This window comes from Edwardsiella sp. EA181011 (assembly GCF_000800725.1).
Taxonomy (GTDB): domain Bacteria; phylum Pseudomonadota; class Gammaproteobacteria; order Enterobacterales; family Enterobacteriaceae; genus Edwardsiella; species Edwardsiella anguillarum.
This window is the reverse complement of the sequence record NZ_CP011364.1, coordinates 297,079-323,268: the sequence shown is the minus strand read 5'-3', so window position 1 is coordinate 323,268 and position 26,190 is coordinate 297,079. Positions and strand designations below refer to the sequence as shown.

23 protein-coding genes and 3 pseudogenes are annotated in these 26,190 nt (G+C 61.5%); 6 read left to right on the top strand and 20 right to left on the bottom strand.

Features of this window, described 5'->3' with window-relative positions; translation table 11 throughout:
* Nucleotides 1-25: 25 nt before the first annotated feature.
* The gene (locus tag QY76_RS01535) at nt 26-1,639 is read left to right on the top strand and encodes an ABC transporter substrate-binding protein (RefSeq protein WP_081854078.1); all 1,614 of its coding nucleotides are present in this window, start codon (nt 26-28) and stop codon (nt 1,637-1,639) included.
* Between the two features lie 53 nt (nt 1,640-1,692).
* On the opposite strand, the gene hemW is transcribed toward QY76_RS01535, so the two are convergent.
* The 11 genes from hemW to QY76_RS01480 all read right to left on the bottom strand — a co-directional run bounded on the left by hemW (nt 1,693) and on the right by QY76_RS01480 (nt 9,691).
* Nucleotides 1,693-2,823, bottom strand: a complete 1,131-nt coding sequence (gene hemW / locus QY76_RS01530) for a radical SAM family heme chaperone HemW (RefSeq protein WP_034165611.1) — start codon at nt 2,821-2,823, stop codon at nt 1,693-1,695.
* Nucleotides 2,816-3,409 carry an XTP/dITP diphosphatase gene (locus QY76_RS01525; protein ID WP_034165612.1) on the bottom strand — a complete coding sequence of 198 codons (594 nt, stop codon included), beginning with the start codon at nt 3,407-3,409 and terminating at the stop codon, nt 2,816-2,818. Before QY76_RS01525 ends, hemW begins: the two co-directional genes overlap by 8 nt.
* A gap of 81 nt (nt 3,410-3,490) precedes the next feature.
* Complete coding sequence (gene yggU, locus QY76_RS01520; protein WP_012847151.1) at nt 3,491-3,781, bottom strand: DUF167 family protein YggU; 291 nt, start codon at nt 3,779-3,781, stop codon at nt 3,491-3,493.
* Nucleotides 3,778-4,332 (bottom strand): YggT family protein, encoded by a 555-nt coding sequence (locus tag QY76_RS01515; protein ID WP_005296070.1) that lies wholly within the window; start codon nt 4,330-4,332, stop codon nt 3,778-3,780. The genes yggU and QY76_RS01515 overlap by 4 nt, the downstream gene beginning before the upstream one ends.
* Before the next feature lie 105 nt (nt 4,333-4,437).
* On the bottom strand, nt 4,438-5,148 hold the full coding sequence (locus QY76_RS01510) for a YggS family pyridoxal phosphate-dependent enzyme (RefSeq protein ID WP_034165613.1): 711 nt from the start codon (nt 5,146-5,148) through the stop codon (nt 4,438-4,440).
* Between the two features lie 170 nt (nt 5,149-5,318).
* On the bottom strand, nt 5,319-5,741 hold the full coding sequence (gene ruvX, locus QY76_RS01505; RefSeq protein ID WP_034165614.1) for a Holliday junction resolvase RuvX: 423 nt from the start codon (nt 5,739-5,741) through the stop codon (nt 5,319-5,321).
* The gene (locus QY76_RS01500) at nt 5,741-6,304 is read right to left on the bottom strand and encodes a YqgE/AlgH family protein (protein ID WP_034165615.1); all 564 of its coding nucleotides are present in this window, start codon (nt 6,302-6,304) and stop codon (nt 5,741-5,743) included. Before QY76_RS01500 ends, ruvX begins: the two co-directional genes overlap by 1 nt.
* Before the next feature lie 229 nt (nt 6,305-6,533).
* Entirely contained in the window at nt 6,534-7,484 is a 951-nt protein-coding gene (gene gshB, locus QY76_RS01495) for a glutathione synthase (RefSeq protein WP_045425517.1), read from the bottom strand.
* A 32-nt stretch (nt 7,485-7,516) separates the two neighbouring features.
* On the bottom strand, nt 7,517-8,248 hold the full coding sequence (rsmE, locus tag QY76_RS01490; RefSeq protein WP_045425514.1) for a 16S rRNA (uracil(1498)-N(3))-methyltransferase: 732 nt from the start codon (nt 8,246-8,248) through the stop codon (nt 7,517-7,519).
* 103 nt (nt 8,249-8,351) lie between these two features.
* Complete coding sequence (gene endA, locus QY76_RS01485; RefSeq protein ID WP_034165619.1) at nt 8,352-9,065, bottom strand: deoxyribonuclease I; 714 nt, start codon at nt 9,063-9,065, stop codon at nt 8,352-8,354.
* A 116-nt stretch (nt 9,066-9,181) separates the two neighbouring features.
* On the bottom strand, nt 9,182-9,691 hold the full coding sequence (locus tag QY76_RS01480) for a SprT family zinc-dependent metalloprotease (protein ID WP_144418123.1): 510 nt from the start codon (nt 9,689-9,691) through the stop codon (nt 9,182-9,184).
* 376 nt (nt 9,692-10,067) lie between these two features.
* Here QY76_RS01480 and cadB point away from each other — a divergent pair, with 376 nt between their 5' ends.
* On the top strand, nt 10,068-11,387 hold the full coding sequence (cadB, locus tag QY76_RS01475) for a cadaverine/lysine antiporter (RefSeq protein WP_034165622.1): 1,320 nt from the start codon (nt 10,068-10,070) through the stop codon (nt 11,385-11,387).
* 72 nt (nt 11,388-11,459) lie between these two features.
* Nucleotides 11,460-13,609: pseudogene (locus QY76_RS01470) on the top strand (lysine decarboxylase CadA).
* Between the two features lie 73 nt (nt 13,610-13,682).
* On the opposite strand, the gene QY76_RS01465 reads toward QY76_RS01470, so the two are convergent.
* The 8 genes and pseudogenes from QY76_RS01465 to QY76_RS18940 form a co-directional block, all read right to left on the bottom strand.
* Complete coding sequence (locus QY76_RS01465) at nt 13,683-14,843, bottom strand: glutathionylspermidine synthase family protein (RefSeq protein ID WP_034165624.1); 1,161 nt, start codon at nt 14,841-14,843, stop codon at nt 13,683-13,685.
* A 3-nt stretch (nt 14,844-14,846) separates the two neighbouring features.
* Nucleotides 14,847-15,524, bottom strand: coding sequence for a DUF1190 family protein (locus tag QY76_RS01460; protein WP_034165625.1), 678 nt, complete (start codon nt 15,522-15,524; stop codon nt 14,847-14,849).
* A gap of 169 nt (nt 15,525-15,693) precedes the next feature.
* Nucleotides 15,694-16,409, bottom strand: a pseudogene (gene fucR / locus QY76_RS01455) (L-fucose operon activator).
* A gap of 54 nt (nt 16,410-16,463) precedes the next feature.
* Nucleotides 16,464-16,886: an L-fucose mutarotase gene (gene fucU / locus QY76_RS01450; protein WP_034165627.1), complete on the bottom strand. Its 423-nt coding sequence runs from the start codon at nt 16,884-16,886 to the stop codon at nt 16,464-16,466.
* Nucleotides 16,880-18,343 carry an L-fuculokinase gene (fucK, locus tag QY76_RS01445; protein WP_034165628.1) on the bottom strand — a complete coding sequence of 488 codons (1,464 nt, stop codon included), beginning with the start codon at nt 18,341-18,343 and terminating at the stop codon, nt 16,880-16,882. The genes fucU and fucK overlap by 7 nt, the downstream gene beginning before the upstream one ends.
* 48 nt (nt 18,344-18,391) lie before the next feature.
* Nucleotides 18,392-20,173, bottom strand: coding sequence for an L-fucose isomerase (locus QY76_RS01440; RefSeq protein ID WP_034165630.1), 1,782 nt, complete (start codon nt 20,171-20,173; stop codon nt 18,392-18,394).
* An 89-nt stretch (nt 20,174-20,262) separates the two neighbouring features.
* A complete protein-coding gene (gene fucP / locus QY76_RS01435) occupies nt 20,263-21,567 on the bottom strand; it encodes an L-fucose:H+ symporter permease (protein ID WP_034165631.1) in 1,305 nt (434 codons plus the stop codon).
* A 59-nt stretch (nt 21,568-21,626) separates the two neighbouring features.
* Nucleotides 21,627-22,007 (bottom strand): hypothetical protein, encoded by a 381-nt coding sequence (locus tag QY76_RS18940; RefSeq protein ID WP_034165632.1) that lies wholly within the window; start codon nt 22,005-22,007, stop codon nt 21,627-21,629.
* A gap of 579 nt (nt 22,008-22,586) precedes the next feature.
* Between QY76_RS18940 and fucA the strand changes: the two genes are divergently transcribed.
* Together fucA and fucO are read left to right on the top strand one after the other, a co-directional pair.
* Entirely contained in the window at nt 22,587-23,234 is a 648-nt protein-coding gene (gene fucA, locus QY76_RS01430; RefSeq protein WP_034165633.1) for an L-fuculose-phosphate aldolase, read from the top strand.
* A gap of 12 nt (nt 23,235-23,246) precedes the next feature.
* Complete coding sequence (gene fucO / locus QY76_RS01425) at nt 23,247-24,395, top strand: lactaldehyde reductase (RefSeq protein WP_034165634.1); 1,149 nt, start codon at nt 23,247-23,249, stop codon at nt 24,393-24,395.
* 61 nt (nt 24,396-24,456) lie between these two features.
* Here the strand turns inward: fucO and QY76_RS01420 are convergent, their stop codons facing one another.
* Nucleotides 24,457-25,026, bottom strand: a complete 570-nt coding sequence (locus tag QY76_RS01420) for an HdeD family acid-resistance protein (RefSeq protein ID WP_045425504.1) — start codon at nt 25,024-25,026, stop codon at nt 24,457-24,459.
* Between the two features lie 401 nt (nt 25,027-25,427).
* Between QY76_RS01420 and QY76_RS01415 the strand changes: the two are divergent.
* Nucleotides 25,428-26,164 (top strand): annotated as a pseudogene (locus tag QY76_RS01415) (bestrophin family protein).
* The last annotated feature ends 26 nt before the right edge of the window (nt 26,165-26,190 follow it).

Genomic DNA, 26,190 nt, shown 5'->3' with positions numbered 1-26,190 from the left:
CATGTCAGCCAAGGAGGGTAATTATATGAAAAATAAATATAATTTATTGTTTGGGTTCGGGGTTTTTATTCTTTCGCTCGGCGCGCTGCACGCCGCCGTGGTGCCGCCGGGGGTATCGCTGGCCCCGATCCAGACGCTGACGCGCAATAACGGCAGCGAGCCGGCCTCTCTCGATCCGCACCGGTCGGAAAGCGATGTCGAATTCAATATCCTTCGTGACTTCTTCGAGGGTTTACTAACGCTCGACGGCGAGGGGCAACTGCGCCCGGGGCTGGCCGAGCGCTGGCAGAGTGATGAGGGGCGGATATGGACCTTTTCGCTGCGTCCCGATCTGCACTGGTCTAACGGCGAGGCGCTGACGGCGCAGGATCTGGTGCTGAGCTGGCGGCGACTGATCGACCCGGCTACCGCCTCACCTTACGGGACCTATCTGGTCAACATGGGGGTGGAGAGCGCCGCTGCGATCCAGGAGGGTAAGCTGCCGCCCAGCGCGTTGGGTATCGCGGCGCCGGATGAGCGCACGCTGCGTATCACGCTGGCACAGCCGCTGTCCACCTTCCTATCGATGATGGTGCATCCGGCGCTAGTGCCGGTCAACTCACGGGCGATCGCTCGCTATGGTGACAAATGGACCCAACCGGGCAATTTTGTGGGCAACGGCGCCTACACCCTCGGCGATTGGATTGTGAACGAGCGGGTGAGCGGAGTACGCAACCCGCGCTACTGGGATGACGCCCACACGGTTATCGATCGGGTCACTTACCTGCCGATCGCCTCGGAGGCGGCGAGTTTTAACCGCTACCGCGCCGGGGAGCTCGACATTAGCAGCATCCCGAGCCCGCAGTTCGCCGCCCTGCGCCAGGCGCTGGGCGATGAGATTCAAATCTTCCCCAAGCTCGGCACTTACTATTACCACTTCAATACTCGCAAGGCGCCCTTCGATGACACGCGGGTACGCCTGGCCCTCAATCTGGGGCTGGACAAGGATGTCATTGCTGAGAAGGTGCTCGGCCAGGGACAGCGTCCGGCTTGGCTACTCAGCGCCGAGCATATCGGCGGCATGACGCTCCATGGCCCGGATTACGCCAGTTGGCCGCGTGAGACGCGCTTTGCGCGAGCCAAGGCGCTGCTGGCTGAGGCCGGGTTTGGGCCCGGAAACCCACTGCGTTTTACGCTGCTGTATAACACCTCCGAGGGACATCAGCGTATCGCCATCGCCGCCGCCTCCATGTGGAAGAAGAACCTGGGTGTCGAGGCTAAGTTGAATAATCAGGAGTGGAAATCCCTGCTGGATACCATGCGCAATGGCGACTTCGAGCTGGTACGGACCTCTTGGATTGCCGACTATGACGATCCGGCGGCGATGCTGAACGCCTTTCGCCGCGGCGACAGCAACAACACCCCGCAGTACAGCAATCCCCGCTTCGATGCCGTGCTGGCACAGGCGTCGGCCAATCAGGATCCGACGGCGCGTCAGCGGCTGTTCCAGCAGGCGGAGGCCATCCTCGCCGGGGATGTACCTACGATTCCACTCTATCACTACGTCAGCGTGCGGCTGGTGAAGCCCTATGTCGGTGGGTTTAATCCCGGCAATATGGACTATATCTACACGCGGGATATGTATATCCGTGCCCATTGAGTCCGCGCGCGGCGCCCCGCCACAGTGACGAGGGCGCCGGGGAGGGCGCGGGTTTAGAGGAACAGCTCCAGCAGCGAGTTGAGGAACAGCTTGCCGTGGGGGGTGACCTGCCAGTGGCTGGGGGTCTCGCTGATGTAGCCCTGCGCCAGCGCCGCCTCCAGCTGTGGGCGAATCGTGGCCTGGTCCACGCCGGTATAGGCGCTGAAATCGGCGCGCGGCGCTGGCTCCAGTAGGCGGAAACGGTTCATGAAGAACTCAAACGGCCTCTCCGCCATGGCCACCTGCTGTTGCTGATCCAGGTAGTTGCCCTGCATATAGCCGCGCGGGTGGCGGGTTTTGGCGCGTCGCTCGATGCGTCCGTCGGCGAAGGTCAGCTTGCCGTGTGCGCCGCAGCCGATCCCCAGATAGTCACCGAAGCGCCAGTAGTTGAGGTTGTGCTGACACTGGCGTCCCGGCAGGGCATAGGCGGAGGTTTCATACTGCTGGTAGCCTGACTCGCGCAGCAGGCGGTCGCCCTGCTCAAAGATCTCCCACAGCGCGTCGTCGTCCGGCAGGCGCGGCGGGCGCGATCCGAACAGGGTGTTGGGCTCGATGGTGAGCTGATACCACGACAGGTGCGGTGGGTTCAGGGCGATGGCCTGACGCAGATCGTCCAACGCCTCTTCCCGGCTCTGCTGCGGCAGGCCGTGCATTAAGTCCAGATTAAAGCTGCGCAGCCCTAACGCCTCGGCCAGCCGGGCGGCGGCGACGGCCTCCTGCGGCCCGTGAATGCGTCCCAGGCGCTGCAGTTTATCGGCGCTGAAGCTTTGCACCCCGATGGAGATACGGTTGACCCCGGCGCGCTGATAGGCGTCGAAGCGCTCGGCCTCGACGGTGCCCGGGTTGGCCTCCAGGGTGATCTCGGCATCGGCGGCCAGCGGCAGGCGGGCGCGTACGCCGTCCAGCAGGCGCTGCAGCGCTTCGCCGCTGAGTAGGCTGGGCGTTCCGCCCCCGATGAACAGGGTGCTCAGCGGCCGCCCGGCGGCCCGCGGCAGCTCCTGATCCAGATCGGCCAGCAGATGATCGACATAGGCCTGCTGGGGGATTTCGCCCTTCTGCGCATGGGAGTTAAAGTCGCAGTAGGGGCATTTCTGCACGCACCACGGGATGTGGATATACAGGCTCAGCGGCGGCAGCTTAAGCATGGCGCATCCGATCCAGCAGCTGCTGTAGGGCCTGGCCACGGTGGGAAATGGCGCGCTTTTGCTCTCGGCTCAGCTGCGCCGCGGTGCAGCCCTGCGCCGGGACGAAGAAGATGGGATCATAGCCAAAGCCGCCGTCGCCGCTGGGTGCCGCTGCTATCTCGCCCTCCCAGACGCCGTGGCAGACCAGCGGGGTCGGGTCGTCGGCATGACGCAGGTAGACCAGTACGCAGTGGAAGCGCGCCTGGCGCTGGCCGGCCGGAACATCGCGCAGCGCGTGCAGCAGCTTTTCTAGATTGGCGCGATCGCTGGCGTCTTCCCCGGCGTAGCGTGCGGAGTAGATCCCCGGTGCCCCGCCCAGGGCATCCACCGCCAGGCCCGAGTCGTCGGCGATCGCCGGCAGTCCGCTGAGGCGCGCGGCGTGGCGGGCTTTGAGGATAGCGTTTTCGATAAAGGTCAGCCCGGTCTCTTCGGCGCCCTCGATGCCCAGCGTGCTCTGGGCGACGATATCCAGGCCAAAATCGGTCAGCAGGGAGGCGAGCTCCCGAACTTTACCGGCGTTACCGGTGGCGAGTACCACGTGTTGCATGATTCGGATCCTATTGAGGACAGCGGCAGGCCGTAGTGGCCTGCCGCTGTGTCGTGTCAGAGTGCGGCGTCGGTGTCCCGCTTATTCGAGCGCCGCCGCCACCGCGTCGGGGATCTGCTGCGGCTGGCTGATGCGCAGTTGTTTATGGCGTCCCAGCTCACCCTTTTCCAGCGTGATGCGGCTTTTGGCGACGCGAAACTGCTTGGCGATGAATTTTAGCAGGTGGGCGTTAGCCTGACCATCGACCGGCGGCGCGGTGATGGCGACCTTTAGCTCATCGCCGTGCAGCCCGATGATGAGGTCCCGGCTGGCCTTCGGCTGAATATACAGTCGCAGGATCCAGTCGTCGCCCTCCCGGCTGACTGCGCTCACAGCAGGAACCACAGCTGGCCGAATAGATCGATACCCAGGTAGTTGAGCAGGTACAGCACCAGGATCACCACCATGGCGGAGAAATCCAGTCCGCCCATCGCCGGGATGATGCGCCGGATCGGCGCCATCATCGGCTCGGTCAGTTGGTAGAGCACGTAGTCCATCGGGCTGCGCCCCTGGCTAATCCAGCTCATGATCGAACGGATGATGATCACCCAGAACACCAGGTAGCCGGCAGACTTGACCACCGAGATCAGGCCAAACAGCAGGTTATAGGGGCTGAGGGAGAGGGAACCGCTCTGGATCAGCAGTAGCAGCGGGTATTTGACGGTCATCAGGATGAACGCCAGCAGCAGCGAGGCGGAGTCGATAGGCCCCAAAGGCGGCAGAATACGGCGCAGCGGCGCCACCACCGGCTGGGTTAGCTTCACGATAAACTGCGAAAGCGGGTTGTAGAAATCGCTGCGCGCCCACTGCATCCAGATGCGCAACAGCAGCACCATGACATACAGATCGAGCAGCGTTTTGACCAAAAACGTCAGTGTTAGCATGAAAAGCCCTTTTTCCGTCGGTAGTAAAGCTTACCCGCCCGCGATCTGGCGCCGGGGGTAAGTAAAAAGCGCTGCCAGCGGCAGCCGTGGGTAGTCGCGCCGCGTTTAGGCCGTGCCGTAGTCGCGGGCGCCGAAAATGGCGGTACCGATGCGTACCAGGGTACTGCCGGCCGTAATGGCGGCCTCCATATCATGGGTCATCCCCAGCGACAGGGTATCCAGCTGGGGGTAGCGCCGCTGCAGGGCAGACAGCGCCTGCGCCATACGGGTACAGACCGCCAGCTGGCGGGCCGGATCGTCCTCCGGTGCCGGAATGGCCATCAGACCGCGCAGACGCAGGCGGGGCAGCTGACTGATGGCGTCGGCCAGCGCGTCGATCTGCTCCAGCGCGATGCCGGACTTGCTCTGCTCATCGCTGATATTCACTTGAATCAATACGTTAAGCGGCTCAAGCTGTGCCGGGCGCTGTTCGTTTAAACGCTGAGCGATTTTCACACGATCGACGGTGTGGATCCAATCAAAATGCTCGGCCACCGGGCGGCTTTTATTGGACTGCAGCGGCCCGATAAAGTGCCATTCCAACGCGTCGCCCTGCGGCTGCTGGCGGTAGTGCTGGATTTTACTGACGCCCTCCTGAACATAGTTTTCGCCAAAGGCGCGCTGCCCAGCGGCGATGGCGGCGTCGATGTCCTCAATGGGTTTAGTCTTGCTGACGGCCAGCAGGGTGATGTCCCGCGGGTTGCGTCCGCACTGTTCGGCCGCGCGGACAATGCGCTGCCGGACCGCGTCGAGATTGTGTTTAATGGTGGTATTCATGGTGCCTCGTCCCGGGGAGTGGGAAAAACGTCGCGGCCAGCGTCGTGACCGCGAACCGTGCCGTGTAGTGTAAAGCAAAACGGCGTCGCGCTGCACCTTTGCCGCCGGCGCCGCCCTGTGCAGTGTACATGGGGGCAATTATGGCAGAGTCAATCCGTGCCCGGCGCGCATCAGTATGCCTGGTGCTCGAACCAGCTCTCCAGGATCAGCGCGGCAGAGGCGGCGTCGACGCGGCCTTTCTCCAGTGCGCGGTAGCCGCCGCCGGCAAACAGGTGGGCGCGGGCCTCCACGGTGCTCAGGCGCTCATCCTGCAGGGCGACCTGTACGCCAAAGCGGCCGTGCAGGCGATTGGCGAACTTTCGCGCCATCTGCGTCAGCGGCTGCTCGCTGCCGTCCATGTTCAGCGGCAGGCCGACCACCACCAGATTCGGCTGCCATTCGCGCAGCACCTTCTCAATCTGCTGCCAGTCCGGAACGCCGTCGTTGGCCTTGAAGGATTGCAGCGGGCGGGCGCTGCCGGTGAGCTCCTGTCCGATGGCGCAGCCGATGCTGCGGGTGCCGAAGTCGAAGGCGAGAATAGTACGGGGATTCATCAGGCGTGTCCTGCGTTACAAGGCATATTACGGATATCGACCCCCAGCTTTTTCGCCGCGCAAATCCAGCGGTCGGCCAGCGGGGTGCGAAATAGGATCTGACTGTCGGCCTCTACCGTGAGCCAGGCATTGTCCAGCAGCTCCTGCTCCAGCTGTCCCTTGCTCCAGCTGCAGTAGCCCAGGGTGACCAGAATCTCCTGCGGCTGGCGGTCGGTGCCCAGAGTCTCCAGCACGTCGCGTGAGGTGGTCAGCATACAGCCCGGACCAATGTCGGCGCTGGAGCCAAAGGTATCCGTCGGGCTGTGCAGGACAAAACCGCGATCCTCCGCCAGCGGGCCGCCGGCTAGCACCGGCTTGTCCAGGCGGATGGCGACATCGCGCGGGGAGGGGGTAATGTCGAGCTTTTCCAGCAGGCTGGACAGCGTGAGCTGCTCCAGGGGTTTATTGATGATCATGCCCATGGCGCCATCCTCATTGTGTTCGCACACATAGATGACGGTGCGTTTGAAGCGACTGTCCTGCATGGCGGGCATGGCAATCAGAAAATGGTGCGCTAGTTTCATGGTGATATTTTCAACTCGCTGTTTTTGTCGGTGTCAGTATGCGAATTTTTCCCGCTCAAGTCACGGGGGGCGCGGCGGCTATTCGACCTTGCGCATGTCTTGGCCGCCGGATCGTCCCGGCGGTAGCGACGCTGATAACGCGATAGACGGCGGTGCGCCGGAAAAGCGGGGGGACGATGATGCGGGGCACGCGGATACGCGCCCCGCCGGTCGGTGAATGCCGAGGGGATCAGCGGGCGGCCAGACGCGCCTCAATGGCGTCCATCAGCATACCGGTGATGGAGACCGGGAAGGCCGCTTCGATCTCGCGGGCGCAGGTCGGGCTGGTGACGTTGATCTCAGTCAGGCGGTCGCCAATGATATCGAGGCCGACGAAGATCAGCCCCTTCTCTTTGAGCACCGGGGCAACCTTACGTGCGATGGCCCAGTCGCTCTCGCTCAGGGGGCGTGCCTCGCCGCGGCCGCCGGCCGCCAGGTTGCCGCGGGTTTCGCCGCTTTTGGGAATGCGCGCCAGGCAGTAGGGTACCGGTTCGCCGTCGACCACCAGAACGCGCTTATCGCCGTCGACGATCGCCGGCAGGTAGTTTTGCGCCATGCAGAAGCGTTTACCGTGCTCGGTGAGGGTTTCGATGATCACCGACAGGTTGGGGTCATCCTGCTTGATGCGGAAGATGGAGGCGCCGCCCATGCCGTCCAGCGGCTTGAGGATCACGTCGCCGTGGCGGGCGTGAAAGTCACGCAGGTGCGCGGCGCTGCGGCTGACCAGGGTATCCGGCGTCAGGTCGGCGAACCAGGCGGTAAACAGCTTTTCATTGCAGTCGCGCAGGCTTTGCGGCTTGTTGACGATCAGTGTGCCGCGGGCCTCCGCGCGCTCCAGAATGTAGGTGGCGTAGATAAACTCGGTGTCGAACGGCGGATCCTTACGCATCAGGATCACGTCGAGATCGGCCAGGGCAATATCCTGTTCGCCGTCGAAGCGGTACCAGCTGGCCTTGTCATCGCTGACGCTGAGCAGACGGGTTTGCGCGCGCGCCTCTCCCTGCCGCAGATAGAGTGAGTCCATCTCCATATAGTGCAGCTGGTAGCCCCGGCGCTGGGCCTCCAGCAGCATGGCAAAACTGGTGTCTTTCTTGATGTTAATGGATGCGATGGGATCCATTACAATACCGAGCTTAATCATACTATTCTCCTGTCTCTTTCGCGGATTCTGCCTCAGCCCAAATCGCCAAAGCGGACCTGAAGTGCGGTGATGGCGGTGAGCGCCGTCGTCTCGGTGCGCAGTACGCGCGGCCCCAATAGGATATCAGTAAAGTGGTAGTCGGCGGTCATGGCAATCTCTGCCGCCGACAGGCCGCCTTCGGGGCCGATCAATAGCCGAACGCGGGTCAGGGGCTGCGGCAGGGTATTGATGCTGGCGCTGGCGCGCGGATGCAGGTTAAGACGCAGGCAGGCGTCCTCTTCAGCGCACCAGGCCTCCAGATCCATTGCCGGACGGATCTGGGGAATGCGGTTGCGCCCGCACTGTTCGCAGGCGGCGATGGCGATTTTCTGCCACTGCTGCTGTTTTTTGGCCATCCGCTCGGCGTCCAGACGCACCCCACAGCGCTCGGAGATCAGCGGCGTAATGACGCTGACGCCCAGCTCGATCGACTTCTGAATAGTGAACTCCATTTTTTCACCGCGCGACATCACCTGGCCTAGATGCAGGTGAAGAGGGGACTCGCGATCCTCCTCCTGCGCGTGAGTAAGACGTACGCGCACGCTTTTTTTGTCTGCGCTGATGATCTCGGCGTCGAAGACCCGGTTGCTGCCATCGAACAGCTGCAGGGCCTGAGCGGGCCCCATGCGCAGTACCCGGCCAACGTGGTTGGCGGCATCGTCGCACAGGCTGACTTCGCCGGGAATGCTCAGGGGCTGTGGGTGGTAAATACGGGGAATTCGCATGGGGGGATCCTCAGGCAGGGTGAAAGGCGTACGCCGGTACGCCGATAGATACAGGGTGCGATTATATACCCGCCCTGCGCCGAGTGGCAGAGGCGGGATCGGGCTACGGTTTACGCGCTGCGCAGGCTTGCTGTACGTAGGGGTTATGGTTTCCCTGCACCGCGGCGACGCGCGCTTCGCGCTGGCACTCCCAGGCGGTGACCGGATACTGGCGATCCCAGACCTCAAACAGGCGGGTCTGCTGCGGGGAGAGGCGGATATGGTAGCGATCGCGCATGTAGAAGTAAGTACGAGCGATAGCGCCGCGTGCGCGCTCCGGCGGTTCGGCCTGCTTGTTTTTGAAATCGACCTTCATGGTGCACTGGCCATACTGCCCCTCGCCGCCGCGCCACTGGCTGAAGGCGAAGTTATTGCGATCGCCGTTGACCTCGCCGATGGCCGGCTGCAGGTTGTGCAGATCGGTCTCGATACGCACATAGTCGGGGTTCTTGGCGCAGTTTTTTCGTCCACCCTCCTGCCAGCACTGCAGCTGGTGGCCAAATTGCCAGGCCGGCATGACGTGCTCCCACTCGATGCGTCCGGCGCGGTGGGCGTTTTTACGCACCTGGTAGCCGCAGCTGGCCAGGTCGGGAGTGCCTTTTTTCCCCCGCCAGTCGATGCGGCAGCCGCAGTAAAAGGTGCCGGGGGCGTCGCGGTTGATTTTGACCGCGGCGGCCTTGGCCTGGGAGAAGTTATGGATAGTTTCTGCCTGGGCGCCTGACGTCAGCAGCAGGCTGCCCAGCAGGGCGGAGAGAGCGATGAAGGATTTGGGCGACATATTCTAAAACGGTGTTGGAATGAGAAAGTCAGCAGAGTAGACAATACGCGGTTTGCGGGCAACCTTTTGCGCCCGGCGCGTTTAATTTTTAGAAAGTGTGGGAAAGCGTCGCGCGCCTACGCCGCGTCGGGGGTGAAGCTCAGCGCGGCGCCGCACTGGCGGCAGCGGTAGCTGGACTCGCCGCGCTGAACGCGGTTATGGCGGCGCAGGGTCAGCTGGTGCTGCTGGCAGGCGCAGCGGTAGGTGAAGGTGCGCCCGCGCACCGAATCGACGCTGAAGCGGTGGGTTCGCTGCGGCTCCACGCCCAGTATCTCCGCCATCATCCAGCGCCACTCTCTGCCGTGGGGCGCGACGCGGCCAAAGCGGCGGTAGACCAGCAGATGCGCCAGCTCATGGGGGATGACGCTGTCGATAAACGCCTGCCCGTTTTCCAGCAGCAGCACCGGGTTCAGCCGGATTTGCCACTGCTGTGGCCAGGCGGTGCCCGCGACGGTGCCGCGCTGGCGGTAATCAATCTGGGGCAGCGGGAGGGGGTGATTCAGGCGCTGTTCGGCCTGGCTAAGGCAATGGCGCAGGGTGTGCATGACGGCCTGCTGTAGGGCGATGGGGAGTCGTGGCGTGTTCATGGCGGCCAGCATAGCGATGACGGGGAGGATGTTCAAGGGGGAGGCGCGCCGTCAAAAAAATCGATTAATTAATGTACATCGTTCAGCGTGTCTTCACGTATTGACGGGAAACAGGACGCGTCGCCGGGAAAGCGCCTGCGGGGGGAAATAATTATCTTGATGATTATATTGTATATTTATTTTCATTTATTTTACGTGGAAATGTGTCCATGCAACACATTGAATTTAAAAGTAAAAAATGATTGTAAAAATATTGTTTATCACGGGAAAAGATGACTTTCTTTTCTATAATTATCTGCGGAGCCTGCCCGTTTACTGACATGCGCTCCAGTGGGCCTGCGTTATGGCCAGTCATCATCACAGGGGAGCGCAGACTATGGCTTCTGTAAAAAAAATCGGGCTTATCGCCTGTACCGGGGTGGTTGCCGGCAACATGATGGGCAGCGGTATCGCGCTGCTGCCCGCCAACCTGGCAAGCCTGGGGTCAATTGCCGTATGGGGCTGGCTGATCGCGCTGGTGGGCGCCGTTTCTCTGGCCTATGTGTATGCCCGACTGGCCACCAAAAACCCCCAGGAGGGGGGCCCGGTTGCCTACGCCGGTGAGGTCGGTGCCGCCTTCGGGTTCCAGACCGGGGTGCTGTACTACCATGCCAACTGGATCGGTAACCTGGCTATCGGTATTACCGCCGTCTCTTATTTATCGACCTTCTTTCCGGTGCTTAACAGCCCGGTACCGGCGGGTATCGCCTGTATCGCTATCGTGTGGATTTTCACCTTCGTTAACATGCTGGGGGGCGCCTGGGTCAGCCGCCTGACCACCCTGGGGCTGGTGTTGGTACTGATCCCGGTTATCGGGACCGGGATCGCCGGCTGGTTCTGGTTTGAGCCAACCACCTATATGGCGAACTGGAACACCTCCGGCGGCACGGATTATCACGCCGTTATTAAAAGTATTCTGCTCTGCCTGTGGGCGTTTATCGGGGTGGAGTCAGCGTCCGTCAGTACCGGGATGGTGAAGGATCCGCAGCGTAACGTCCCGCTGGCAACCATGATGGGGACTTTCCTGGCCGGTATCGTCTATATTGCGGCGACTCAGGCTATTGCCGGGATGTATCCGGCCCATCAGATGGCCGCCTCCGGTGCACCGTTCGCCATCAGCGCCTCGACCATGGTGGGTAGCTGGGCCGGGCCTGTGGTGTCCGCCTTCACCGCCTTCGCTTGTCTGACGTCGCTGGGTTCCTGGATGATGCTGGTCGGTCAGGCCGGCGCGCGTGCGGCCCATGACGGCAACTTCCCGAAAATCTACGGTGAGCTGGACAAGAATGGCCTGCCGAAGAAAGGGCTGTTCCTGGCTGCGATCAAGATGACCGTCCTGATGGTGCTGATCACCGTGATGAATGCCAGCGGCGGTAAGGCCTCTGACCTGTTCGGCGAGCTGACCGGCATCGCGGTGCTGTTGACCATGCTACCTTACTTCTACTCCTGTATTGACCTGATCCGCTTTGATGGCGCCAACATCAAGAACGTACTGAGTCTGCTGGCGTCCATTCTCGGCTGTGTGTTCTGCTTTATCGCTTTGATGGGGGCCAACTCGATCGAGCTGTCCGGTACCTTTATCGTCAGCCTGATCATTCTGATGTTCTACTCACGTAAGCTGGGCTCCGCACAGGATAAAGGCAGTGCCCCGCGTACCTAACCTCAACCGTGGTTAACCCACCGGCGGCCTGGCGCCGCCGGTGAAGCCAGTGAATTGGTCTGGAGAGTTCGCATGAATATCATTGCCATAATGAATGACATGAGCGCGTATTTTAAGGAAGAGCCGCTGCGCGAGCTGCAACAGGAGCTGGAGAAGGCGGGCTTTCGCATCGCCTATCCGCACGATCGCAACGACCTGCTCAAGCTGATAGAGAACAACGCTCGCCTGTGCGGGGTGATTTTCGACTGGGACAAGTACAACCTGGCGCTGTGTGAGGAGATCAGCGCCCTGAACAAGATGCTGCCGATCTACGCCTTCGCCAATACCTACTCCACGCTGGACGTGAGCATGAGCGATCTGCGTCTGAACGTGCGCTTCTTTGAGTACACCTTAGGCAGCGCGCAGGACATCGCCCTGAAGATCCGCCAGAGCACCGATCAGTATATCGATGCGATAATGCCGCCCCTGACCAAGGCGCTGTTTAAGTATGTTCATGAGGAGAAGTACACCTTCTGTACCCCGGGGCATATGGGGGGACCGCCTTTGAGAAAAGCCCGGTCGGCACCCTGTTTTATGATTTCTACGGCGAGAATACCCTGCGATCCGACATCTCTATCTCGGTCGCCGAGCTGGGATCGCTGCTGGATCACAGCGGCCCACACCGCGAGGCGGAAGAGTATATCGCCCGCACCTTTAACGCCGATCGCAGCTATATCGTCACCAACGGGACCTCGACGGCCAACAAGATCGTCGGGATGTATTCGTCGCCGGCGGGCGCCTCGATCCTCATCGATCGTAACTGCCATAAGTCGCTGACCCATCTGATGATGATGAGTAGCGTGGTGCCGCTGTATCTGCGCCCGACCCGTAACGCCTACGGCATTCTGGGCGGGATCCCGCGCCAGGAGTTTACCCGTGAGGCCATTGAGGAGAAGGTGCGTAATACCCCGAACGCCAGCTGGCCGGTGCATGCGGTCGTCACCAACTCGACCTATGACGGGCTGTTCTATAACACCGACTATATCAAGCAGACCCTGGACGTGAAGTCGATCCACTTCGACTCCGCCTGGGTTCCCTATACCAACTTCCACCCCATCTATCAGGGGAAGGCGGGGATGAGCGGTGAGCGGGTGCCGGGTAAAGTGATCTATGAAACCCAGTCGACCCATAAGCTTTTAGCGGCATTCTCACAGGCATCCATGATTCATGTGAAAGGGATCATCAATGAGGAGACCTTTAACGAAGCCTATATGATGCATACCTCCACCTCGCCTCACTATGGCATTGTGGCGTCGGCCGAGATGTCGGCGGCGATGATGAAGGGCAATACGGGTAAGCGACTGATCGCGAACTCGATCGAACGTGCGATCCGCTTTCGTAAAGAGATCAAGCGTCTGCGTACCGAATCGGAGGGATGGTTCTTTGATGTCTGGCAGCCGGATAACATCGATGAGGTGGCCTGCTGGCCGCTGAATTCGCGCAACGACTGGCACGGCTTTAAGAACATCGATGACGATCATATGTACCTGGACCCGATCAAGGTGACGCTGCTGACGCCGGGGATGAAGGCCGACGGCACCATGGACAGCTGGGGGATCCCGGCATCGATCGTTTCCAAGTATCTGGATGAGCACGGGATCATCGTAGAGAAGACCGGGCCGTATAACCTGCTGTTCCTGTTCAGTATCGGGATCGATAAGACCAAGGCGCTCAGCCTGCTGCGCGCCCTGACGGACTTTAAACGGGTGTACGATCTCAACCTGCGGGTGAAGAATGTGCTGCCGTCGCTGTATCAGGAGGCGCCGGAGTTCTATGAGAACATGCGCATTCAGGAGCTGGCGCAGGGGATCCATACGCTGACCAGCGAGTCTCGTCTGCCGGATCTGATGTACAGCGCCTTCGACGTGCTGCCGACGCTGGTATTGACGCCGCACGACGCCTTCCAGGAGGAGGTGCGCGGCAATATTGAAAGCTGTCCGCTACAGCAGATGATCGGCCGGGTCAGCGCCAATATGATCCTGCCCTATCCTCCGGGCGTGCCGCTGATCATGCCGGGCGAGATGATCACCGAGGCCAGTAAGCCGGTGCTGGACTTTCTGCAGCTGCTGTGCGACATCGGCGCCCACTATCCGGGCTTTGAAACCGATATTCACGGGGTGCAGTGTAACGGTAAGGGAGAATATGAGGTGGTGGTGCTGAAGAATCACGGCGCGCAGGGATAATCCGACGTCGCCGTAGCGAAAAAGGCACCGCCTGTTAGGGCGGTGCCTTTTTGATCGGCCGCGGTTCGCGGCGCTAGTCCAGAATGATGTGCGGGTAGTAGCGCGACAGATCCTGGGTGATGCGGCTGCGATCCTCGCGCAGGCCGATCCCGGCCGGGCTGTCGTTGACCAGCCAGCTGCCGATCAGGGTGTAGCTGTCGCCAAACCTGGGCAGCGGGTGGTACTGCTGCACAATCATGCCCTCTTCGCCGTAGGGGCCGTCGACCCGCTCGATCTCTTGACCGTTTTCGACGATGCGGATGTTGGCGCCCTCGCGGGAAAACAGCGGTTTCACTACATAGCGATCCAGCGGCGGCTGGCTGCCGTCGGCAAAGTAGGCCGGCAGCAGGTTGGGGTGATTGGGGAACATCTCCCACAGCATCGGCAGCAGGGCCTTGTTGGATAGAATGCTCTTCCAGGCCGGCTCCAGCCAACGTACTCCGGCGTCCTCCAGCTTGGTGGAGAAGATCTCGCGCAGCATAAATTCCCAGGGATAGAGCTTGAACAGGTTGCTGATCACCTGATCCTGGGGATCGGTAAACTGCCCCTTCTCGCCCAGGCCGATCTCGTCCATGTACAGGAACTCCGTGGCCAGCCCGGCCTCTGCGGCGCAGTCCTGCAGGTACTGTACCGTACCGCGATCTTCGTCGCTGTCCTGGCAGCAGGCCATGTGCAGCAGCTGGAAGCCGTGGTTAGCCTTCAGCTCGGCGAAGCGGGCGATCAGCTGCTCCTGCAGGCTGTTGAACTGATCCGCCGCCGCGGGCAGCTTGCCGGCGCGCACCTGATCCTCCAGCCAGATCCACTGGAAAAACGCGGACTCATACAGCGAGGTCGGCGTATCGGCGTTATTCTCCAGCAGCTTGGCCGGCCCCTGACCGTCGTAGGCCAGATCGAGGCGCGAATAGAGCGACGGCTGGCCGGAGCGCCAGGAGGCGCGCACAAAGTCCCAGGTATGTTTGGGGATCTGGAAGCGGCTCAGCAGCGCTTCGCTGTTGACGACCTTCTCGACCACCTGCAGACACATCTGGTGCAGCTCGGCGGTGGTCTCCTCCAGGGCTTCTACCTGCGCCATGGAAAACTGATAGTAGGCATCCTCACACCAGTAGGGCTCGCCGTACATGGTATGAAACTGGAAGCCGAACTCGCTGGCTTTGGCGCGCCAGTCCGGGCGCTCGCTGATGGCAATACGTTTCATGGCTTAGCCGCCCATGCTGCGTGAGCCGGTGCCCGTACCGGACGCGCTGCTGCGCTGCAGGCTGTTCTGCTTGGCGACCGTTTCGCCAAAGCCGCCGCGGGTGACCGTGGTGGTGGTCGCCGGCTTGGGCGCCATCGCTGTTTTAGGTACGTTCATGGTGCGGCCGCCGGCGGTGGCCGGGCCGTAGCTCTTGCCGCTGGCGTCGACGAACTGGCCGTTGGCCGGGCTGGCGGCGCCGCGCGGGGTAAACAGCGGCTGTTGGTTAAAGCCGCCACCCATCAGACGCCCCATCATGTAGCCGGCCATCAGCGGCATCCAGAAGCTGCCGCCGCTCTGGGCGGCTTCGGCGTTGGTCGTGCCCGTTGTCGGCGCCATGCCCGCCTGCGCCGGTGTCTGAGTACACTGGCCCTCGCCGAACTCAGCGATGCAGTCCTCGCGCGTGGCGTACTTGGGTGCGGTTTTCGCCGCCTCTTTCAGCGCGTCGTCGTAAGAGGCCTTGCACTGCGCGCTCATGGAGGGGTTCGCCTTGCTGCAGTCGTCGGCGTTTTGATACAGCGATACCGTTTCATCGCTCTTTTCACAGCCGGCCAGCAGGAATACTGCGCTGACGGCCAGCGCTAGCGGTGCCATCTGCCAGCGCTTGCGAAATGCGCTGCGATTAATGTGTTTGGTCCGTTTCATGATGAGGTTCCCCGTTGCGGGTCAAGCAAAAGCCGTGCCCGTCTTTCCCAGATTGCCGATAGCATAGGGGAAAGCTGGTTACATTTAAAGCGCGCCGGGGCGGCGGCGGCGGGATTTACATACGCTGAAGCGGGAATGTGCCACAGCTCTCTCTTTCGCCCCGTCGCCGTTAGACGCCGCCGTCGTGCATATCGGAGATCACCTGCGCGACGTCGTCCAGCGTGCCGATTTGGATTTCGCCGGCGCGGTTGAACTTGCTCTTGTCGATCAGCAGCAGGGACTGCGCGGCGCGCTTGATCAGCAGCGCCTTGAAGTCGGCGTTATAGGCATTGGACTCCCACAGCCCGCCGCGTCCGTCGATCCCCTCACAGGAGAAGATGAACAGATCGATCTCCAGCGCCTTGAGCTGGGAGAGGATCGCCGGGTTGACGTAGCAGGCGTATTTGCGCTGCAGCAGGCCGCCGGAGCTGATCAGCTGAATACGCTGGCGTTTGGCGAGTTCCTGACAGATACGCAGGCTGTTGGTGAACACGGTGATCTCCACGTCGGGGAGCTGTTTGGCCAGGTAGTAGCAGGTGGAGCTGGCATCGAGGGCGAGGGTCATGCCGCTGTCTATCCACTCCAGCGCCTGACGAGCGATCTCCGCCTTGCCGGAGAGGTGGCTCTTGAGCCGGGCGTTGAACGGGTCGCCGCTGTCCTGGGTTTCCCCCCGAGGCCCGTGGCGCGCCCGTGACGACGCACGATTTTCCCCTGCTTTTGCAGGGTATTCAGATCGCGGCGAATGGTTTCACGGCTGACGTCCAGGCGCTGCGCCAGCGCCTCGGTGCTTAGCGTTCCGTGCTCGGCCACCAGTTGGACGATGGCCTGATGACGATCGTGTTTCATCTTCTGCTCCCGGGAGAGGCCGCCCGCGTCATGGCGGGCGGCGACGGGGAGAGATTACGGGGTCACGCCTTTTTTTAACAGGATATTGCCATACTTGGCACGCTCTCCTGTGATAACGATCGCAAAGGCCTGCTGCGCGCGCTGGTAGAAGGCGAAGCGGTCGATGCGGGTCACCGGCTGCGCCGGCGCATCGCCAAACAGGGCAGTGAGGTAGCGCGCCTCGACGGCCGGATCGAGCGCGTCGCCCTCGACCGCCGCCATCATCACCAGCGGCGGCGCATAGCTGTCCAGCTCGAACAGCGGGATGATCGCCGCCAGCAGATCGCTGACGCTCAGGCCGTCGGCGCGGATCACCTGCGGCCCCATGGCGTGGGCCGGGAAGTGGGCGTCGGCGAAGATGATCTCATCGCCGTGGCCCATCTCGGCCAGGGTTTTCAGTAGCTGAGGGGAGATCAGCGGGGAGATATTTTTCAGCATGTGTGGCTCCTGATGGGCGCCGTGGGCTGCAGCGCCTGATACTGCGCCCGCTGTTCACCCGGGATATAGTCGTGATAGGTAAAGGTGACGGCCTCGCGCGCCCGATCGGCCGAGGCGTAATAGCCGGCGCCGCTCCAGGCGAACAGCGCCGCGCCCAGTACGGTGGTTTCCGCGTTGGCCAGCACGCGCACCGGAATGCCGAGAATATCGGCCTTAATCTGGTTCCATAGGGCGTTGCGGCTGCCGCCGCCCACCAGCAGCAGGCTCTGGGCCTGAAAGCCCCCCAGGGTCTGTAGGGTGTGCAGGTTGTGGCGCAGCTGCCAGCCCAGACTTTCCAGCGCGGAGCGGTAGAAGTGGCCGCGCCCGCTATGCAGACTCACCCCCTGCCAGCCGGCTTGACCGTCGGCTTGGAGTAGTTGGCTGTTCATGCGTAGCCCGTCGCAGCCGGGGGCGACGGCGGCGGCCTCGGCAATCATCCGGGTATAGGCGTCTTGGCGTGGCACGTCATGCCAGTAGAGCTGGCGGATCCACTCTAGGACGCCGGAGGCCAGCCACTGTAGTCCGGGGTTAAACAGCCCTTGGCAGCTGTCCAGCTCGCAGGTGGAGCCGCGGTGCTGCGGCAGCAGGGCGGTGTTGACCTGCGGGGTGCGTACCATCAGGATCTCCCAGGTCCCGGAGGAGAGCACCGGCTGCTCCAGCCCGGCGCCGGAGCCGAACAGGGCGAACTGGGTGTCGTGGCCGGCGGCGATCACCGGGATCCCCGCCGGCAGGCCGAGGAACTGCGCCATCGTCGGCAGCAGGTGGCCGATGGGCTCTCCGGCAGCGACCATGCGCGGGAACAGGTCGCTGCGCAGGCCGGTGCTGCGCAGAATGGTGTCGCTAAAGAGCTCGTTGCGCACGTCCAGCAGCTGACTGGTGCCGGCCATGGTGCGGTCGGTGGTGAACTCGCCGGTCAGGCGCTGGTTGAGCAGCGAGGAGATGAATAGCCAGGCGTGCGCTTTCTCCAGCAGCTCCGGGTGGTGGTGTTTGAACCACAGCAGCTTGTACAGGGTATTAAAGCTGAACTGCCCGATCCCGGACAGGGTTTGCAGCGTTTCGGCGGAGATATAGCGTTCGATCCCCTCCATTTCGGCGGTGGTGCGCGGGCATTTCCAGCTGATGACCGGGTAAAGCAGCTCGCCGTGGCGATCCACCAGGGCGCCGTCGACGCCAAAGGTGGTGACCGTCAGCGCATGTATGCGCGCGTGGGCGAGCTGCGGTGCAATCTGGCGGCAGCAGTCGGCGAAGCGCTGCAGAATGGCCTCCAGCGACCAGACATGCCAGCGGGCGTCTTCGGCTCCAGCCTGGCTGGCGTTGGCCTGCGCGGCCTGGGCGACGACGTTGCCGTGCGCATCGACGGCGATGGCGCGTACGTTGGTTGCGCCGCAGTCCAGAACCAAAACAACATCATGAGTCATACCGCCTCCTTGGCAAAAAAGCGGGCGGCATGGCGCCGCCCGGCAGCATCAGGCGCGCTTGTACAGCGGGCCGTAGTTCTGGCAGGCGCGATAGTCCTGACCCTCGCTGTCCATCCCGTGGGCGGCCCAGGCGGAGGGGCGGTAGATGGCGTCGTCGGTGACGTTGTGCATACATACCGGAATGCGCAGCATGGAGGCCAGGGTAATCAGGTCGGCGCCGACGTGGCCGATGGTCAGCACTCCGTGGTTGGCGCCCCAGTTGGCCATCACCGAATAGACATCCTTGAACGGGCCATTGCCGGTCAGGCGCGGCACGAACCAGGTGGTCGGCCAGGTGGCGTTGGTGCGGTTGTCGAGGATATCGTGCATCTCCTCCGGCAGCTCGACGCTCCAGCCTTCGGCGATCTGCAGCACCGGCCCGACGCCCTTGATCAGGTTGACGCGGCTCATGGTGAAGGGGACGCCGCCGCGGGTCAGGAAGCGCGAGGAGAAGCCACCGCCTCGGAAATATTCGTGGATAGCCGGGCACCACTCCGTGGCGGCCAGACAGGCGTCGGCCTCCCGCGGGCTGATCTGCCAGTGCGGTTTGATGGTCGGCTGTCCTGCGGCGTCCTGCTGACGGCAGGTGCCGTCCAGCGCGGCGGAGCCGGAGTTGATCAGGTGGATGATGCCGTGCTCGGCCAGCCCCTGCAGCGGTTGACCAGTGACGCGCTCGACCGCCTGCGGCGACCAGTAGGTGCGGACGTCGGCAAAAATCTGGGCGGTGCCGGTGAGCATGTGGCCGAACAGCATGGCGACGCCGTTGAGGCTGTCATTTTCGGTCGCCACCACCAGCGGACGACGTACGCCGTTCCAGTCAAAGGCGCTGTTGAGCAGCGCCTCGGCGGTGTCGCCGTTGGGGTATTGATCGGTCCAGTGGCGCTGCCCCTGGAACCCGGCGGCCACGGCGTTATAGCCCAGCGCCTCCTCCTCCCAGCCCTGTTCGGCCAGCTTCGGGTTGCCCTGCATCATGTCGCGGATACAGATAGCCATCAGCAGGCTTTCGCGCAGCACCCGGCGGTTCTCCTCCGGCGAGCGGCGATACTGCTCGGCGTTGAGATCCGGTCCGTAGCGGAAGTGCGCGTCAGCCCACTCAAGGGCCAGGGCCAGCTCATCCTGGTCATAGATGTGATTATCGATGCGGCGGCGTAGCTCGGTCATATCGACGGCCTGCACCTTCATGCCCAGCCAGGACTCAAAGAAGTCGTGATCGACGATGGAGCCGGCGATGCCCATCGACACGCCGCCCAGCGACAGGTAGCTTTTCCCTTTGATTCCGGCCACCGCCAGCCCGGCGCGGGTAAAGCGCAGCAGCTTCTGCTGCACGTCGGCCGGGATGCTGTCATCACCGGAGTCCTGCACATCATGGCCATAGATGGAGAAGGCCGGGATCCCTTTCTGGCTGTGGGCGGCCAGCGCCGCGGCCAGATAGACAGCGCCGGGGCGTTCGGTGCCGTTGAAGCCCCAGATCGCCTTCGGACGCAGCGGATCCATGTCGATGGTTTCGCTGCCGTAGCACCAGCAGGGGGTCACGGTAATGGTCAGACCCACGTTGCTGCGGCTGAATTTTTCTTCGCAGGCGGCGGCTTCGGCCATGCCGGCGATGCAGGTATCGGCGATCACGCATTCGACGGGGGTGCCGCAGGGGTGGCGCAGCTGTTCGCTGATCAGGCGGGCGGTCGCCTGCGCCATCTCCATGGTCTGTGCCTCCAGCGATTCGCGGACGCCCATACGGCGGCCATCGATGGCCGGACGGATACCTACTTTCGGCAGGCTGTGTTGCTGGTTCATACTGTTACCTCGTCGTAATCGGTGAGTGCTAATCAGGGTCGGCATCGCGGCGCGGGGCGGGGATGCCGGCAGAGTTGGAGTCAGGAGCGCTATGCCCGGTGGCCTTTAAAGCCAAAGTGAATCAGGTAGATAAATCCCAGCAGCGGGATAAGGAAAGCCATGCGGATCCCGGCCATGTCGGAGATCTGGCCCATCAGGGCGGTCAGCACCGCGCCGCCGAGGATCGCCATGATCAGGCAGCTGCCGCCGAACTGGGTGTCTTTACCCAGCCCGTGTACCGACAGGCCAAAGATGGTCGGGAACATCAGTGACATGCAGGCCGATACGGCGACCAGGCCATAGACCCCGGCGATGCCGCCGACGAACATCACCAGCAGCAGACTGGCGGAGGCCAGACTGGCCAGTAGGCCCAGCAGGATGGCCGGCGAGACGAATTTCATCAGGGCTGTACAGACGAAGCGGAAGGCCGAGAACAGTACGATGGAGAGCAGCAGGTAGGTGGAGGCCTCCGCCTCGTTGCCGCCCATTTCCGCCATAACGTAGCGGATGGTATAGGACCAGCAGCCGATCTGGGCGCCGACGTAGAAGAACTGCCCCACGACGCCGCGAACGAAGTAACCCTTGCTGAGCAGGCGGCTAAAGCTTTGCTTAAGCGTACTCTCTGCGCTGCTGCTGTCGTGGGCGGCCGGCATACGGGTAAAGGCGATGGCCAGCCAGACCATGATGATCACCAGGGCGACGACAACGTAAGGCCCCATCACCGCGGAGAGCTCGGCGGACTGGATAGAGGCCAGCGTATCGGGATCCATGACGGTGCGTTCGGCATCGGTAGCCGGGTTCAGCTGCGCCAAAATATAGAATTTGCCGATCAGTACGCCGGTGATCGAGCCGATGGGGTTAAAGGACTGCGCCAGATTGAGGCGACGGGTGGCCGTCTCCTGGGGGCCCATCGCGATGATGTAGGGGTTGGCGCTGGTCTCCAGAATGGATAGACCGCCGGCCAGGATAAACAGGGCCAGCAGGAAGGGGCCATAGGCCATGATCTGGCTGGCCGGGTAAAACAGCAGGGCGCCGCTGCAAAACAGCCCTAGCCCCAGCAGAACGCCGGCCTTGTAGCTGAAGCGTTTGATGAACAGCGCCGCCGGCAGCGCCAGGCAAAAATAGGCGCCATAGAATGCGGTCTGTACCAGGCCTGACTGCATGTCCGTCAGGGTGAAGACCTTACGGAACTGGGCAATCAGCACATCCGTCATATTATTGGCCAGGCCCCACAGGGCAAAGCAGCTGGTTAATAAGACAAAGGGGATTAAAATATTTTTAGGAACGACGGCGATTCGCTGTGCCGCCGATGCAATGTTTCCTGCGCTAGTACTCTTGCTCGTTATATCGGACATGACTAACACTCCACATTTGTATCGGGTAGGGTGGGTCTAATTATTTTGCGGAGATAGGATTAATCATCCGCTTCAGTATAATCGATATGGCTGCTAATGATTTGGCCAACAGGTGCGACGTTTGTTAAGCTGGGCTTACCTATTTTTCGCCTGTTCGATGTCAGCATGCCGTTCTCTTTGACATAAATAAGCGATGAAGCGGTTTTTGCGCAAAATACATTCGATAAAAAAGAGAATGTATTTAATAAATTAATACGCGATACCCTGACGTATAGTCTGAGGCGTGCCAACGCCGCGATGGCGGCGCTTTGGTCGATACGACGTAGAATAATGAGCAGGCTTATCAGCGCTATGCCCGGCATCGCCCGCGGCGCATTTTCGCCGTCGCTGATGACGGAACTATCCGCATAACATATTGATGATAATGCGCTTGCTCTCATTCTTCCCTCATCTATTGTGGCCTGAAAAACACAAGGTTTCTTTGGCCTGCACCGTTTATGGGTATGCGGCATTGATTCGCTGATAAATGCGCCTACATCATGCCCTGTTGCCGTAACACAGAGCTATTTTCAAAATAAAAAAGGTTCGAAAATATGAATCAAATCACATTTGAACCCCTCGGTCGGGGAAGTGTGAAGGGAGTCACTGTATGTCGTTTAAATAGATGACCGTTTGCGCCGATATTTAATTTAAATACACATATCGAATGACCGAATAGGCATTTTTTATTTTAAACGGTCAATTGTTAAGAACGCGCGAATAATTGCCCGTTTAGTCATGCTTTGACTTAAACGGACATTTTTTTGTGGCTGGAATTGGCCTGTTTTTAATTAAGGCGGCAAATAGTCTTGATGACGGTCACAAAATAATGCGCCGTAGTTTCCTCTTCCGTTATTCAGGCGAAATATGTGCACAGACAAATAGCGAACTTACCGCGATAGGCCTCTGCCGATCCTCCTGCGTCCAGCGCAGGCGCAGGCAGGCGGATGTGTCCGGTATCACCCTGAGAGAGGTTAACCATGGAAAGAGAAACACTGGCGCGCGCCATTATTGATACCTGCCTGGAGATGACGCGTCTTGGGCTGAATCAGGGCACGGCAGGCAACGTCAGCGTGCGTTACCGCGAGGGCATGCTGATTACCCCGACCGGTATTCCCTATGAGCAGCTGCGCTGCGATCACATCGTCTATGTGGATGGCGAGGGGCAGCATGAAGAGGGTAAGCTGCCCTCCAGCGAGTGGCGTTTTCATCTGGCCGCCTATCAGGCTCGCCCCGATGCCAATGCGGTGGTCCATAACCACGCGATTCACTGCACTGCCGTGTCGATCCTGAATCGACCGATCCCGGCGATCCACTACATGATCGCCGCCGCCGGCGGCAACACGATCCCCTGCGCCCCCTACGCGACGTTTGGTACCCGTACCCTGTCGGATTACGTTACCGAGGCGCTGAAATACCGCAGAGCGACGCTGCTGCAGCACCACGGCCTGATCGCCTGTGGGGAAAACCTGCAGAAGGCGCTGTGGCTGGCGCATGAGGTCGAGGTGCTGGCCCAGCTGTATCTCACCACCCTGGCGATCGTCGATCCGGTGCCGGTGCTCTCCGATGAGGAGATCGCGGTGGTGCTGGAGAAATTTAAAACCTATGGCCTGCGTATTGAAGAGTGAGGGGGAGTGACCATGGCACATCGCATGATCCTGAACGAAACGGCCTGGTTTGGCCGCGGCGCCATCGCTGAACTGCCTGCGGAGATCCAGCGACGTGGCTACCGCAAGGCGCTGATCGTCACCGATGCCACGCTGGTCGCCTGCGGCGCCGTCGCCCGGGTGACAAAGCACCTGGATAGCGCCGGACTGGCCTACGCCCTGTTCGACGGGGTGGTGCCCAATCCGACGATCCGGGTGGTACAGCAGGGGCTGGCGGTATTTCGCGACAGCGGGGCCGACTACCTGATCGCTATCGGCGGCGGCTCGCCGCAGGATACCTGCAAGGCGATCGGGATCATCAGTAATAATCCGGCGTTCGAGGATGTACGCAGCCTGGAAGGACTGTCGCCGACCACGCGTCCGAGCGTGCCGATTCTGGCGGTGCCGACCACCGCGGGAACCGCGGCGGAAGTGACCATTAACTATGTGATCACCGATGAGGAGCAGCGGCGTAAGTTTGTCTGCGTCGATCCGCATGACATTCCCCAGGCGGCCTTTATCGATGCCGATATGATGGACGGTATGCCGCCGGCGCTGAAGGCGGCCACCGGCGTCGATGCGCTGACCCATGCGATAGAGGGCTATATCACCCGCGGCGCCTGGGCGCTGACCGACGCGCTGCACCTGAAGGCTATCGAGATGATCGGCGGTGCGTTGCGCGCATCGGTGAACGGCGATGCCGAGGCGGGCGCGACGATGGCGCTGGGGCAGTACGTCGCCGGTATGGGCTTTTCCAACGTGGGGCTGGGGCTGGTACACGGCATGGCACATCCGCTGGGCGCGTTTTATAACACGCCGCACGGCGTGGCCAATGCCATTTTGCTGCCCCACGTAATGCGCTATAACGCCGGCGCCTGCGGCGAGAAGTTTCGCGATATCGCCCGAGCGCTGGGGGTCGCTTGCGACGATCTGAGCCTGGATCAGGCTGCGGCGGCGGCGATCGCCGCGGTCGAGGCGTTAAACCGGGACGTAGGGATCCCGCCGAGCCTGCGTGAGGTCGGGGTATGCGAAGAGGATATCGCGCGTCTGGCGGAGGCCGCGCTGGCGGACGTCTGCACCGGCGGTAACCCGCGTAGCGCGACGCTGCGGGATATCGAGCTGCTTTACCGTCAGGCTTACTGAACCGGCGCGTTTAACGCAGCGGGGCGCCCTCTGGCGCCCCGTTGGTTATGAGGGAGGGCGCTTAGCGTTGCTTCAGCAGCTGGGCGACCTGAAACAGGCTGAAAGAGCTGAACAGCATTTCGATACCGACGATCATGGTGACCAGCAGTATGGATCCCTGTGGCCCGGCGCTTATCAGCATCCAGGCGATCAGGAGATCCAGCAGGCCGATGATGACCTGCAGCCAGCCGCCGTGGGCGCCCTTGAGCTTAACGCCGGCCATCAGGCGGGCGATCCCCCCTAGGGCAAACAGGGTCGCGACCAGGACCGCGACGGTGAACAGGCCGACCTCTGGGCTGCGAATGAAGATAAAGCCCATCACTAGATAGGCGGCGCCCATTAATATCCCACCGATCATCGGCCAGAGGTTGTTGGCCCGATTGGCAATCATGCCGATGATAAGCCCTACGCCGCTGAGCAGCAGCAGAATGCCGACCACGGCGCTCAGAGCGTTGCCGGAGGCCAGCGGACGGAACAGGCAGAACAGGCCGCCGAGCAGCAGCAGCAGCGATAGGATCAGCAGCGAGACGCGCTGTTGCTTAAGGAAGCGCGGATCCAGCTGCAGCAGACGGTTGTGATCGAAGTAAATCATGGTGACTCCCTAACCCGCCAAACGGGCGTTCCTGACAGGGGACCCGGTGCCCCGCAGTCCCGTTAGATGGTGCATCACACCGTCACATACGTTAACGGTATGTTTGCTATTAATAATCCATGATCGGTCAGGCTGCAAAAAAAGAGTGCAGGTGCAGGATAATGACCCTGGCAACGGTGACGTCCAGCGCGTAACCGTGAAGCGACAGTATTTTCTGCCGGGAGTATAGGCAGTATGGCGTTTTTTTCCTCACCCGTTCGCCGCGAAAGGATCTGCCTGTTGCCGCTGCGCGTGACACAGGCGTACACTGGCGCGCCGCCGCCCCGTACCGCGCAGGGACGGCCGTCGTAGGGAAGTTCCCCCAGTCATGTGCGCGGTGTCGTTTTTCCGAGTAATTCAGAATGATCGTTAGACCCCCCAGCACTGGTTCCGGCGCCTGTTCGTCTGGCACGGTTCGGTGTTGCCGAATATCCTTTTTCGTCTCAGCCTTAATTTCATGGTCTCTTGCCTGGCAGTGATGTGCTACCTCTGGCATGAGGACTTTAACGTTAACCTGATGCTGGGCCCTTTCAGCCTGCTGGGGGTGGCCATCGCCATCTTCCTCGGCTTTCGCAATAACGCCAGCTATGCCCGCTTTATTGAGGCTCGGGTGCTGTGGGGATCGCTGCTGATCACCACCCGCTCTCTGATGCGTCAGGCCATCAGCCTGATGCCGCACCCGGGCGGCGAGCACCGGCGGCGCGGCTACCTGAGCGATATCGACTTCCAGACCATCGACACCAATCTGAATCAGCTGTCGGTGATCCTAGGGGGCTGTGAGCGGATCTCCAATACGCCGATCCCGTTCGCCTATAGCCTGATAGTTCACCGCACGGTGTACGTGTTCTGCGCGCTACTGCCCTTTGCCCTGGTCTCCGATCTGCACTATATGACGCCGCTGGTATCGGTATTTATCTCGTATACCTTCATCGCCCTGGATGCCCTGGCGGAGGAGCTGGAGGATCCGTTTGGCATCGAGGCCAACGATCTGCCCCTTAACGCGATGGCTCATACGATAGAGTCGAACCTGCGCGACATGATCAACGATCATACCCACCTGGCGCGTATCTGCCCCGACAGCCACTGTCGGCTGGACTGAGCCTCTCCCGCGCAAAAAAAAAACGG

Excerpts from the sequence above, each read along its gene's own strand:
- QY76_RS01535 (WP_081854078.1), top strand. The coding sequence starts at position 26 with ATGAAAAATAAATATAATTTATTGTTTGGGTTCGGGGTTTTTATTCTT.
- hemW (WP_034165611.1), bottom strand. The coding sequence starts at position 2,823 with ATGCTTAAGCTGCCGCCGCTGAGCCTGTATATCCACATCCCGTGGTGC.
- QY76_RS01525 (WP_034165612.1), bottom strand. The coding sequence starts at position 3,409 with ATGCAACACGTGGTACTCGCCACCGGTAACGCCGGTAAAGTTCGGGAG.
- QY76_RS01515 (WP_005296070.1), bottom strand. The coding sequence starts at position 4,332 with ATGCTAACACTGACGTTTTTGGTCAAAACGCTGCTCGATCTGTATGTC.
- QY76_RS01510 (WP_034165613.1), bottom strand. The coding sequence starts at position 5,148 with ATGAATACCACCATTAAACACAATCTCGACGCGGTCCGGCAGCGCATT.
- ruvX (WP_034165614.1), bottom strand. The coding sequence starts at position 5,741 with ATGAATCCCCGTACTATTCTCGCCTTCGACTTCGGCACCCGCAGCATC.
- QY76_RS01500 (WP_034165615.1), bottom strand. The coding sequence starts at position 6,304 with ATGAAACTAGCGCACCATTTTCTGATTGCCATGCCCGCCATGCAGGAC.
- gshB (WP_045425517.1), bottom strand. The coding sequence starts at position 7,484 with ATGATTAAGCTCGGTATTGTAATGGATCCCATCGCATCCATTAACATC.
- rsmE (WP_045425514.1), bottom strand. The coding sequence starts at position 8,248 with ATGCGAATTCCCCGTATTTACCACCCACAGCCCCTGAGCATTCCCGGC.
- endA (WP_034165619.1), bottom strand. The coding sequence starts at position 9,065 with ATGTCGCCCAAATCCTTCATCGCTCTCTCCGCCCTGCTGGGCAGCCTG.
- QY76_RS01480 (WP_144418123.1), bottom strand. The coding sequence starts at position 9,691 with ATGAACACGCCACGACTCCCCATCGCCCTACAGCAGGCCGTCATGCAC.
- cadB (WP_034165622.1), top strand. The coding sequence starts at position 10,068 with ATGGCTTCTGTAAAAAAAATCGGGCTTATCGCCTGTACCGGGGTGGTT.
- QY76_RS01465 (WP_034165624.1), bottom strand. The coding sequence starts at position 14,843 with ATGAAACGTATTGCCATCAGCGAGCGCCCGGACTGGCGCGCCAAAGCC.
- QY76_RS01460 (WP_034165625.1), bottom strand. The coding sequence starts at position 15,524 with ATGAAACGGACCAAACACATTAATCGCAGCGCATTTCGCAAGCGCTGG.
- fucU (WP_034165627.1), bottom strand. The coding sequence starts at position 16,886 with ATGCTGAAAAATATCTCCCCGCTGATCTCCCCTCAGCTACTGAAAACC.
- fucK (WP_034165628.1), bottom strand. The coding sequence starts at position 18,343 with ATGACTCATGATGTTGTTTTGGTTCTGGACTGCGGCGCAACCAACGTA.
- QY76_RS01440 (WP_034165630.1), bottom strand. The coding sequence starts at position 20,173 with ATGAACCAGCAACACAGCCTGCCGAAAGTAGGTATCCGTCCGGCCATC.
- fucP (WP_034165631.1), bottom strand. The coding sequence starts at position 21,567 with ATGTCCGATATAACGAGCAAGAGTACTAGCGCAGGAAACATTGCATCG.
- QY76_RS18940 (WP_034165632.1), bottom strand. The coding sequence starts at position 22,007 with ATGAGAGCAAGCGCATTATCATCAATATGTTATGCGGATAGTTCCGTC.
- fucA (WP_034165633.1), top strand. The coding sequence starts at position 22,587 with ATGGAAAGAGAAACACTGGCGCGCGCCATTATTGATACCTGCCTGGAG.
- fucO (WP_034165634.1), top strand. The coding sequence starts at position 23,247 with ATGGCACATCGCATGATCCTGAACGAAACGGCCTGGTTTGGCCGCGGC.
- QY76_RS01420 (WP_045425504.1), bottom strand. The coding sequence starts at position 25,026 with ATGATTTACTTCGATCACAACCGTCTGCTGCAGCTGGATCCGCGCTTC.